The organism is Streptococcus sp. 2106 (assembly GCF_013277315.1).
Classification (GTDB): domain Bacteria; phylum Bacillota; class Bacilli; order Lactobacillales; family Streptococcaceae; genus Streptococcus; species Streptococcus pseudopneumoniae.
In genome coordinates this window covers 1-9,518 of record NZ_VMMS01000035.1, presented here as the reverse complement: position 1 = coordinate 9,518, position 9,518 = coordinate 1, and the positions used below count along the sequence as shown (strand labels likewise).

The window sequence follows — 9,518 nt, the reverse complement described above, 5'->3', positions numbered from 1 at the left end:
TAAAAGCATCCTCGTCCAAGTCCTCACGGATAAATCCGCCCTGCTTGCGAATAGCTGGCAAGACCTCTGATGTCACCCAGCGCTTGAACTCCTTAGCTTGAGGCAACTTGCTGGATAAGATGAGAGAGTAGAGACCAGATTCGTTGATGATCAACATATCCTGTGTTCCACCACTAGTAGGGATGCCCTGTTTTAGGGCGTCCTCTTCATCAACGTGAAGAGCAATCGCATTTCTAGCCTTGCTATATCCTAGGATGTCTGCAACATCTTTCCCAACGAACCAAGGCTTGTCATCAATTGTCAAAGTACGGACTTCCTGACCGTGAAAATTAAAAATTTCGTTCATAAAGTTCCTTTCTAAATTTGATATAAAGTAAATAAAACTCGCCACAACTATTTAAGTAAAGTATTTTGAAACGACTGTTTGACAGATACTATATGAGGCGCTTCACGATTAGTTATGTAATCAACCTGAATGAGTGTCTCTGGCACTTCATCTGTCTTTGTTTCCCAAATTATCTTGATACCTTGAAGACCAATATCTTCTGCTTGAAAATCAATCCCGTTCAAAATAACTCGTGGAATACTAGAGTCGCTATCTATCTTAATTTCTAAATTTTGAATTGGTAGTAAATTTTTTGATAGGCTGCTCATCTACCTTTCTCCTTTCTATGTTCTTTCTTGTCTTTCTGCTATAATGTAAGCAGAAAGGAGGTGAGATTATGAAACAATTCATCAAAGATTGTTTTGATGAAAGTGATGATAATGATACAATCACAATCACTTTCTCAAATGGTGATAAGATTGACTTTTTCCAAGTATATAATGATTGCTCTGACACTGCGAATCATATAGTTCTTGTAGAGGTTGAAACGGATTTTCGACATCTAGTCAATCTTGATTATGTAGTACACATTCGTTCAAATGCGTAATCTTTCTGCACCTAATTTTTATGATTAGGTGTTTTTTGTTGCATAGCACGTTTTCTGATAGCTTTCCTCAAACAAACAGCCAACTGTCCCATGTCAGCAATATTGTTTCCATTGATGCAACCAACAGCACTCAAAGCTTCATAATAGGTTTCTGTATGTGCCAAAACATCGTCAACCATATTTTCAAAATGTTTTTCAATGATTTCTTTGATGAGATCATTATTTTGTTTCTTTGTGTCCATCTCCACCCTCCTACTCCAGCACCTTACTGCCGACTACCAATCGTTTAACGACAACGTCCATCTCCTTAAATTCGGCATTCTCTGCACAGTAGCGGACACTCTCGCTGATGATGTGACAAATAGATACTCCGTACTCGTTCGCCAGCTCCGTAGCAATCTCCCAGGCATCTTTGTCAATCCGTGTTACTTTTTGCGCTGCGTTGTTCATAGTATTCCTTTCTAAATTGAGGCTATCATCAAAAACCTGTGGCTCTAAGTAATTAAAATAGGTCCTTGAGAAATTCTTCAAGTTCCTTACGCTGAGACTCAGCAAGCTCTGCTCTTTCAATAGCTTGTTGAGTCATCAGTGTTTTAAGACTACTACTTAATTTTTTTCTATCGATGAAACTACTTTTAAATTCTTTTTTCGCCATCTCTCCCTCTCCTTTCTATTTTTCTCTCTTTCTGCTATCAGACAATCGACCATGGCTCTATTACGCGATTTACGAAAGTTTGACCTTTTTGACTTTTATCTTTTGTCTACGTTTCGTGGACAAAAAGGTGTAAATATATCGCCGATATTTTTGTTAAAATAATCAGCGATAGTAAACATTTCATGAATATCAAATTTTCTATTATCAAGTTCCTTTTGACCGTAATTATTGGTAGAAATACCAAGAACACCTGCCAAATCTGATTGATTCAATCCCCTTTCTTTGCGTAATTGGATTAGCTTCATTTGCAAACCATAATCACCTCCTATTCATTTTTAAAAAAACCATTTCCAGATGAAGTACACCCAGATAAAGCCAGTTAGCGTCCAGCAAACCACATTCCAAAATTTTTTCTTGTCTTTCATGTGACAACTCCTTTTTGATATAATAATCTTATCCTGACAGAAAGGAGGATAAGAACCTATGGACAAAGAGACTCCACAATCACAAATCCCTGAAGTAAGGGGCGAGACTAGCCAAGTCAAACAACCGCCCGAATACTTCAAGAGACCGAATCCCACCACATCTAAAAATAAATAATTTTAAGATTTTTCTCGAAGTTTAGATAGACCCTGGCTTCGAGATTCTTTATTTCCAGATAGTGGTGGAGATCTTGCTCTGTTTCGATGGCATACTCAGGATGACTTTCAAAATATGGAACGACGATACAAGAAAATTCTTCCGCCTTCCCATTGATAGCCGTGAGAAATCCTTTGGCCAGTAGTTTTCCACTTAAGTCAAAGATAAAATAATGGTTCTTCTCGTCCTGAAACATCATATCTCGAACCTTGACAGGTACCAGACTACTTTTCTTTTTTCCCCTTAAATGATTGATACCACTGTATACGAGACGCAAAGCGAAGGGAAAAATTAAGCTAAAGACCAAAGCTAAAATAACTGTAATAGCTAGACGCCATTCACGAGCAAAATCCCACTGCCCTAAAAATAGATAGATACTATAGTTGACAGAAGTCATCAGAGCGATGATATACTTTCGCTCACTAGCATCCCCATAGTCCATGGTACGGATGCGACTACTGAGCCAAAAGTTTAGATAGCCTGTTCCCCCCAGAGCCAATACAGACTCCAAAAATTCTTTCATATTCTCAATTCCTCCTTTCTATTTTTCAAAAGATATGCTATACTGTTAGTGAGCCTTGGGGCTTTCGCCCCACTCACCCCACTTCTATTTCAAGAAGTGTTTGATTAACTCAACGCTCGCTGTAACAATCGTTGAGATAACCAGAGCCTTAGGACCGTCAAGCCATGGCTCTTTTTTTGTTTCCTTTTCAGGCTTTTTGCGTCTCCGCATATCTCTTTTCCTCCTGTATTTATTTAGTTGATTACCTCAACCATGATTTAATTATACCACCTTTCGTGGACTTAGTCAACAATTTTTTTACAATTTTACAAAAAAAAGTTACAAAAAGTGGACTTTTGTGATATAATCTTATGTAAGAAAAGGAGTGAAATACTATGAATAAAGAAGAACTAGCTCTCTACATCGGAAACAAAATTAAAGTATACAGGAAAATAAACAATTGGACACAAACAGACCTTGCTGAAAAAATAGGAATTGGAAAAACAACTATTGGGAATTACGAAAAAGGTTATCGTTCTCCCAAAAAAGATACTATGTTTGACATCGCCAACGTTTTTGGGGTATCTATTGACGATTTGTTTCCACCTATTCATAAAGCAGACACCCCCACAACGTCCCCAGATTTGCTCACACAGCAGATAACGGACAAGGTGGTACAATTAACCCCAGATAATAAAAAAATCGTGCTACGGACTTCTGAGGAGCTTCTGAAGAGTCAAGACGCAAACGGCGAGATGTACACAGAGCAAAACGAAGAAGAAACGAAGATAAACGAAGTATCGGAGAACATCATCAGACTGGACGACTACAGACAGACTACTTACCGACGTGTTACTGGGGTTGTCTCTGCTGGTAGTGGCTCGATGCAGGACGACGATTTAGATATGGAGGTTTCGTTCTATGAGGATGAAATCCCAGACGACTACGACGCTATCGCTTATGTCGTCGGCAACTCTATGGAGCCAAAGATAAAGAATGGCGACTATCTTTTTATAAAGAATACACCTCAAGTTGACTATAACACAATCGGTATCTTCCAAGTAGACGGTGCTAACTATGTCAAGAAACTGCGTCAGGGATACCTTGAAAGCTTGAATCCAGATTATGAAGATATACATCTAGACGAAAATAACGATATTCGCACTATTGGGAAAGTCGTGAGTGTGTATAGAGAGAAATAAAAAGGAGAAAACATGAGTAGCTTTAACCAAAAGAGCAATCCGTTTAAGGAAAAAATGACCTCGATTCGAATTGTTCAACCTGAGAGTGGTCAACTCTTAGGTACAGTAACTAATTTCGATTCATTCCCTGGCTCAACAAATTTGATTGCTTTCTTAGATTTTTTTAATCTAGCTCCTGATAAAACTTATATCTTATCCGTGAATGCTTATTTTCAAGATGGCATAAATTACCCAGTCCATGCTACAAGGATTAACATACCTCAAAGTGAGTTTATAGATTTGAAAGATAGTTATGGAAAAACAACAGGTCATTTTGATTTTAGTTTTACAATTCGGTTCCCAAACGATTTTTACTTTTATTTCAATCTGTCTGATGAGAATGGAAATCAGTTGGATGAAGCATATAGTTACCATTCTTTTATAAATCAGGGGTAAGCTATGCCAGAACTACAAAACAATTTCAAACCCACTACTTCTAACGTTTCCTCTATTCATGCTTCTAAAACGTCGTTAAAAACTGTACCCATACAAAATAATGATATAATAGAGGTAACAAGAGAATTGGAGGAACAATACATGGCAAACGATACATATACCAAGACAGAAATCGATTTAAAACTTGATAAAATCAATTCTGATACTCAGCACGGATTTGAAAAAGTTGATTTAAAATTCGACCAAGTCAGAACTGAAATGCGTGATGGTTTTGAAAACATAGGACTTCGAATGGAAAAAATGTTCTCTGATTTCAAACTGGAGCAACAAAAAGAGAAAGAAGAAAACAAAAAATGGTTAATCGCATTAACCATCGGATCTCTTCTTTCAATTATAGGGATTGTGGTTTCAATTATCGCTATCCTAGTTCAAAAATAAAAAAAGCCCCACACTCTCCGACAACAATCTAAAATTAAAGTAAAGAGGAATATAAGTCACCAATTGGACAAAGGAGAAAGCTATGACAACATTAACACTGAATACAACAACTTACCAAGATAACCTTATTGCAGAATACCTAAAAGAGCACAATACCAAACTAGAAGATTTGGTCACTAGCCTCTTGCTTGAAAAACTTGAAGACGAAGCAGATCTCAAGGCACTTGAAAAAGCACAGGCTGAAGATGATGGCACTCGCTATTCTCTCGAAGAAGTGATGGAACATTTAGGAATTACACACGAGGAATTGGACAATGCCAACCTATCAGCTTAAATTAACACCAAAAGCTGAAAAACAGCTAAAAAAACTCGATAGGTCTGTTCAAACAAAAATATTGAAGTGGATTAGAGATAATCTCGCCAATACCACAAATCCACGGCAACATGGTAAAGGCTTAATTGGAGACCGTTCAGGACAATGGCGCTATCGTGTCGGCAATTATCGCATATTAGCTACAATCAAGGATGATGTGCTCACTATCGAAGTCTTTCAAATAGAGCACCGCAATACTGTCTATAAGTTTAGACGATAAAAAATCCCCACAGATGAAAATTTTAAGCGATGAAATCAAAGCGCGCTATCTTATTTGACAAAATGATATATATTTGATAATACACAGTTACTAACCTAGGAGAAATCCTAGTGCAAATAATCTGGTTGGCACAAGCTGCCACGCAGAAACGGTAACTATAAATTTAGTTGCCGTTTTTTGTTGAATTAAAACAAAAAAATCCCCACACTCTCCATCGCCAAACTTTGAGTGTGAGGATTTAACTTTCCATCAAGCAAGCAATGGAAAGGATGATAAAAAAATACAACTATAGTTTATCATAAGTTCTACACCTTTTCAACTATGCGGGCAAGCAATCGAAAAGAAAGGACTTTTTTATGATAAAAAAATATATTACAAAAAAAGGAGAGACTAGATATCTCTTTCAAACATACCTGGGCATAGACCCTGCTACTGGAAAAGAAAAACGCACAACACGACGTGGTTTTAAAACCATTAAAGAGGCAAAGGCTGCCGAACGTGACCTTCTCTTAGATATTGAAGAGAATGGTTTTTCAAACAATGAAGATTTCCAGAATCCTACTTTCGCTGAAGTCGCTGAGTTATGGCTTGATAGCTATAAGAGCACTGTAAAACCAACAACATATCAGAACGTTAAGAAAAAACTTGATGTTATGATTGACTTGTATTTTACAGATATGAAAATTCAGCAGATCAGTGTAGCTTATTGTCAAAAGGTTACTATCCAGCTAAGTAATCGCTATATCCTCTATGCTAATTACTACTCTGTAATCAGCCGTATTTTCAAGTATGCCGTTTCTCTTGACATCATTAAGTTAAATCCCTTGGACAAGATTATCAAGCCTAAAAATAGACCCTTAAAGGGCAAAGAGAACCACTATACAAAACAGGAACTAACGGAGTTTCTTAAAGTTTACAAAGCAAATTGTAAGCCAGTAGACTACACCTTTTTTCACTTGCTCGCTTTTTCTGGATTGAGAACTGGAGAAGCAATTGGCCTCATGTGGTCAGATGTTGACTTTGAAAATAAGTTGTTAAGCATTTCTCGCACGGCTGTCGTGATTGGTAAAAAACAAACTGTTCAGGATCCTAAAACCAAAAGGAGTAAGAGGGTTATCACCTTAGATGATGAAACTCTGAATGTTTTGAAACTCTGGAAACGACAGCAAATAAAAGAATATTTCCAGGCTGGTGTGCCTTACAAACGTGAATCGAATTATATATTTACGAATGATATGGGAGGATGGCTTTTGGCTGCAACTATGAAAGTGAAGCTTAGAAGATTCTTTTGTAAACACAATGAGCTTAAAAAAATTACACCTCATGGCTTTAGACATACACACGCTTCTCTCCTATTTGAAGCTGGTGTTACAGCGAAAATCATTTCAGATAGACTCGGTCACAATAATGTTCAAATCACCCTTGATATGTATACCCACATCAATGATAATCAACGTGTTGAAGTCGTTAATCAACTCATGGATTTCATCCGCTCCAGCTAAAAGTCATGCCGTATTCAATATCGTATTCACTTTTGGTTAACACACTAGAAACCTACTGATTTCAAACGATTAGCAAGCTATGTACTATTTATGGTATAATGAGAGAATGAAATACCCAAAAATTGATTTAAAAACCATTCGTCTGCAAGCCAGACAATTTCAGGCTGAAAATCCCCGCCTCTTTCTCGTCTATCTCTTACCTAGCATGCTGGTCATATTGTCTGGCTTTCTTAATCCCTTAGAGCGCATCAACGAGAGTGTTTTAGAACAACCCTTTTTAAGCGTGTTTGGTCATATATTCCAAGCCTACCTTTTTCCACTATTAGTCTCCTTTATCGGGACTATTCTTTTGACCAGTTCCGTCTATGCAACACTGACACTCATGAAAGATTCTAAAACGGAGCCATCTGTAAAAAACAGCCTAGCTCTCTTTGATGAGGAGCGCTTTTCTCAAACCTTTTTGACCCTACTTCTCAAACGTTTCTATCTCTTTTTATGGAGTATCCCTAATTTACTTGGGATTTACTTCCTCTTTTATAGTAGCTTTTTAGCCAAAAAATTCGTCACCCTACATCCTGAGTTTCCAAATCTAGATCTCTCATCAGTTGAAACCGAGCGTTTCCTCATGGTCTTTGGACTCTACTTTCTTGCAAGTCTCATCTTGATCATTGTAGGAAATATCCTCTATATTCCACAGTATTATGCCTATTCACAGGTGGAATTTCTTCTCTGTTATAGTCTAGACCTAGGACAGGCCTCACCAAGACGAATCCTAAAAACTAGCCGTTCCTTTATGAAGGGCTACAAGTTCCAGCACTTTGTCCTAGATTTACAGCTTCTTCCTTGGTACTTCCTCAATTGGATTACCTTTGGGATTGCTAGTTTCACACTCCTACCCTACATTCAAATCAATAAAATAATTTTCTACCGAGCAGTATTGGCTCGAAAACGTCCAAAAGCTTGAAGGTTTTCCCTCAAGCTTTTTTCTATCAATGAGTTTCTCCGCCTACCAACTTGAGATCCTGATCTCCATGTTCTATAATGGCGCCGATTGCCGCTTCTATCCCTCGCCTAATATCCACTAAACTCATAGCTGGAGTTGTAGGTCGATTCACCACCTGTTCCATCATATAAGGAATATGCATAAAACCTGCCTTAACATGTGGAAATTTCTTTTCTACCAAATAGAGGGCCTGATACATCAAATGGTTGCAGACAAAAGTCCCTGCCGTATTGGAAACAGAGGCCGGCAACCCCTCTTTTTTTATAGCTTGAACAATCGCTTTAATCGGTAAACTACTAAAGTAGGCTGAAGCACCGTCTTGGCGAATGGAAAGGTCAATCGGTTGATTACCATCATTATCAGGAATGCGTGCATCGTCTTGATTTATAGCCACTCGTTCAGGCGTCAAGCTAGATCTTCCACCTGCTTGGCCAATACAAAAGACAAAGTCAGGTTGATAGCGGTTCATCTCTTCTTCCAATACTTGAGCCGATTTGTGAAAGACTGTTAGCACTTCTAACCAACGGACCTCAGCACCATGGATTTCAGCTGGTAAACCTTTAATGGCCTCCAAAGCTGGATTAACCTTTTCCCCTCCAAAGGGCTCAAAACCTGTCACTAATACTTTCATTTCTAACTCCTCAAAACAAATTCAATGAGACTTTTTCTTAAAAACAAGTATAACATATTTCCCTTATTCCGGAGTGAAAAGGACTAGCGAGACTAAGATTGACCTTTGAACTTATTTAAAGAGAAAAATACTAATCAAGGCTAAAATAGCTGGCTCACCTTGCTTCAAAATAATTTTCTTATCTGCTGTGAGAGAGCCATAAGCCGCAGCACCAATCACAAATAAAACAAAAATAGTCACAATTTCTAAATTCTGTGAGAAATAAATCCCATACAGGAGAAAGACTCCTAGCAGAGCATTATAAATCCCTTGATTTTTAAACAGTGAACTTACCGACGGACGAGCTAGTTCTTCCCTGTCCATGTTAAAGACACGACTAGTCGCTTCTGATTGCGTTGCAATACTTTCCAAATAAAAAATGTAAAAATGCTCCAAAGCAACGATTGTTGCTAAAATAATTGTAATAATTGACATCTATTTCTCCTTAAATTTCTATATTTTCAATGCTCAAAACCAATTTGTTTAATAAACGGCTGAATTCTGTTCTCTCAGACTCTGTTAAGATACTTTCCATCTCTTTCTTAACCTTGATATGCTGCAGAGGTGGATTCATCACTAACTGCTCCTTGGCATACTTCGTAGCCTCTACCAAGACTTCTCGCTGATTTTCAGGATTACGATGACGCTCCACCAAACCTTCCTTTTCTAAAATCTTAAAATGCCGTGTCAAAGCAGCCTGATCAATCTTCAAACGCTCCTGAACCGCTATTTGATTACAAGGGGAATGCTTCAACAAAAATAATAAAATCTGATACCGTGTCAAACTAATCCCAAGCCTTTTTTCAAACAATTGCGTACTCGCTTGCTCAGACAAGCGGAGTTGATACAGTAAATCTTGAATCTCTATCATTTCTTCCTCCTTTCTATTGATTTATCAATAGTTGATTAATCAAGTTTAATATAATACTGGACTAAAATCAAAAAAC

The 9,518-nt window shown here is 37.7% G+C and carries 19 protein-coding genes; 8 read left to right on the top strand and 11 right to left on the bottom strand.

The window, feature by feature from the left end:
• On the bottom strand, nt 1-346 hold a 346-nt coding region (locus HT723_RS04350; RefSeq protein WP_188111006.1), incomplete at its 3' end, for a Bro-N domain-containing protein.
• A 47-nt stretch (nt 347-393) separates the two neighbouring features.
• Nucleotides 394-654 (bottom strand): hypothetical protein, encoded by a 261-nt coding sequence (locus tag HT723_RS04345; RefSeq protein WP_000097023.1) that lies wholly within the window; start codon nt 652-654, stop codon nt 394-396.
• A 68-nt stretch (nt 655-722) separates the two neighbouring features.
• Between HT723_RS04345 and HT723_RS04340 the strand changes: the two genes are divergently transcribed.
• Nucleotides 723-932, top strand: coding sequence for a hypothetical protein (locus tag HT723_RS04340; protein ID WP_172934717.1), 210 nt, complete (start codon nt 723-725; stop codon nt 930-932).
• Nucleotides 933-943: 11 nt separating this feature from the next.
• Here the strand turns inward: HT723_RS04340 and HT723_RS04335 are convergent, their stop codons facing one another.
• From HT723_RS04335 to HT723_RS11805, 6 genes are all read right to left on the bottom strand, one after another.
• Nucleotides 944-1,174 (bottom strand): hypothetical protein, encoded by a 231-nt coding sequence (locus tag HT723_RS04335; protein WP_172934716.1) that lies wholly within the window; start codon nt 1,172-1,174, stop codon nt 944-946.
• A gap of 10 nt (nt 1,175-1,184) precedes the next feature.
• Nucleotides 1,185-1,382 (bottom strand): hypothetical protein, encoded by a 198-nt coding sequence (locus HT723_RS04330; protein ID WP_001057654.1) that lies wholly within the window; start codon nt 1,380-1,382, stop codon nt 1,185-1,187.
• A 52-nt stretch (nt 1,383-1,434) separates the two neighbouring features.
• Nucleotides 1,435-1,587, bottom strand: coding sequence for a hypothetical protein (locus tag HT723_RS04325; RefSeq protein WP_172934715.1), 153 nt, complete (start codon nt 1,585-1,587; stop codon nt 1,435-1,437).
• 95 nt (nt 1,588-1,682) lie between these two features.
• Nucleotides 1,683-1,892 carry a helix-turn-helix transcriptional regulator gene (locus tag HT723_RS04320; RefSeq protein ID WP_345890229.1) on the bottom strand — a complete coding sequence of 70 codons (210 nt, stop codon included), beginning with the start codon at nt 1,890-1,892 and terminating at the stop codon, nt 1,683-1,685.
• A 281-nt stretch (nt 1,893-2,173) separates the two neighbouring features.
• Complete coding sequence (locus HT723_RS04315; RefSeq protein ID WP_172934713.1) at nt 2,174-2,749, bottom strand: hypothetical protein; 576 nt, start codon at nt 2,747-2,749, stop codon at nt 2,174-2,176.
• A gap of 84 nt (nt 2,750-2,833) precedes the next feature.
• Entirely contained in the window at nt 2,834-2,959 is a 126-nt protein-coding gene (locus HT723_RS11805; RefSeq protein WP_275689907.1) for a hypothetical protein, read from the bottom strand.
• Nucleotides 2,960-3,123: 164 nt separating this feature from the next.
• On the opposite strand from HT723_RS11805, the gene HT723_RS04310 reads away from it, so the two are divergent.
• The 7 genes from HT723_RS04310 to HT723_RS04280 all read left to right on the top strand — a co-directional run bounded on the left by HT723_RS04310 (nt 3,124) and on the right by HT723_RS04280 (nt 7,862).
• Nucleotides 3,124-3,930, top strand: a complete 807-nt coding sequence (locus HT723_RS04310; RefSeq protein WP_172934712.1) for a S24 family peptidase — start codon at nt 3,124-3,126, stop codon at nt 3,928-3,930.
• A gap of 12 nt (nt 3,931-3,942) precedes the next feature.
• Nucleotides 3,943-4,365, top strand: coding sequence for a hypothetical protein (locus HT723_RS04305; RefSeq protein ID WP_172934711.1), 423 nt, complete (start codon nt 3,943-3,945; stop codon nt 4,363-4,365).
• 3 nt (nt 4,366-4,368) lie between these two features.
• Nucleotides 4,369-4,803 (top strand): hypothetical protein, encoded by a 435-nt coding sequence (locus HT723_RS04300; RefSeq protein ID WP_172934710.1) that lies wholly within the window; start codon nt 4,369-4,371, stop codon nt 4,801-4,803.
• A gap of 82 nt (nt 4,804-4,885) precedes the next feature.
• Entirely contained in the window at nt 4,886-5,137 is a 252-nt protein-coding gene (locus tag HT723_RS04295; protein WP_067194590.1) for a DUF6290 family protein, read from the top strand.
• Nucleotides 5,118-5,396, top strand: coding sequence for a type II toxin-antitoxin system RelE/ParE family toxin (locus tag HT723_RS04290; protein WP_172934709.1), 279 nt, complete (start codon nt 5,118-5,120; stop codon nt 5,394-5,396). The genes HT723_RS04295 and HT723_RS04290 overlap by 20 nt, the downstream gene beginning before the upstream one ends.
• 356 nt (nt 5,397-5,752) lie before the next feature.
• Entirely contained in the window at nt 5,753-6,898 is a 1,146-nt protein-coding gene (locus HT723_RS04285) for a site-specific integrase (protein ID WP_172934708.1), read from the top strand.
• Between the two features lie 106 nt (nt 6,899-7,004).
• Entirely contained in the window at nt 7,005-7,862 is an 858-nt protein-coding gene (locus HT723_RS04280; RefSeq protein WP_172925893.1) for a DUF975 family protein, read from the top strand.
• 25 nt (nt 7,863-7,887) lie between these two features.
• On the opposite strand, the gene pcp is transcribed toward HT723_RS04280, so the two are convergent.
• The 3 genes from pcp to HT723_RS04265 form a co-directional block, all read right to left on the bottom strand.
• Nucleotides 7,888-8,532, bottom strand: coding sequence for a pyroglutamyl-peptidase I (pcp, locus tag HT723_RS04275; protein ID WP_172934707.1), 645 nt, complete (start codon nt 8,530-8,532; stop codon nt 7,888-7,890).
• 111 nt (nt 8,533-8,643) lie between these two features.
• Nucleotides 8,644-9,006, bottom strand: coding sequence for a DUF1304 domain-containing protein (locus HT723_RS04270; RefSeq protein ID WP_000022854.1), 363 nt, complete (start codon nt 9,004-9,006; stop codon nt 8,644-8,646).
• 10 nt (nt 9,007-9,016) lie between these two features.
• Nucleotides 9,017-9,442 carry a MarR family winged helix-turn-helix transcriptional regulator gene (locus HT723_RS04265; protein ID WP_000570119.1) on the bottom strand — a complete coding sequence of 142 codons (426 nt, stop codon included), beginning with the start codon at nt 9,440-9,442 and terminating at the stop codon, nt 9,017-9,019.
• Nucleotides 9,443-9,518: the final 76 nt, after the last annotated feature.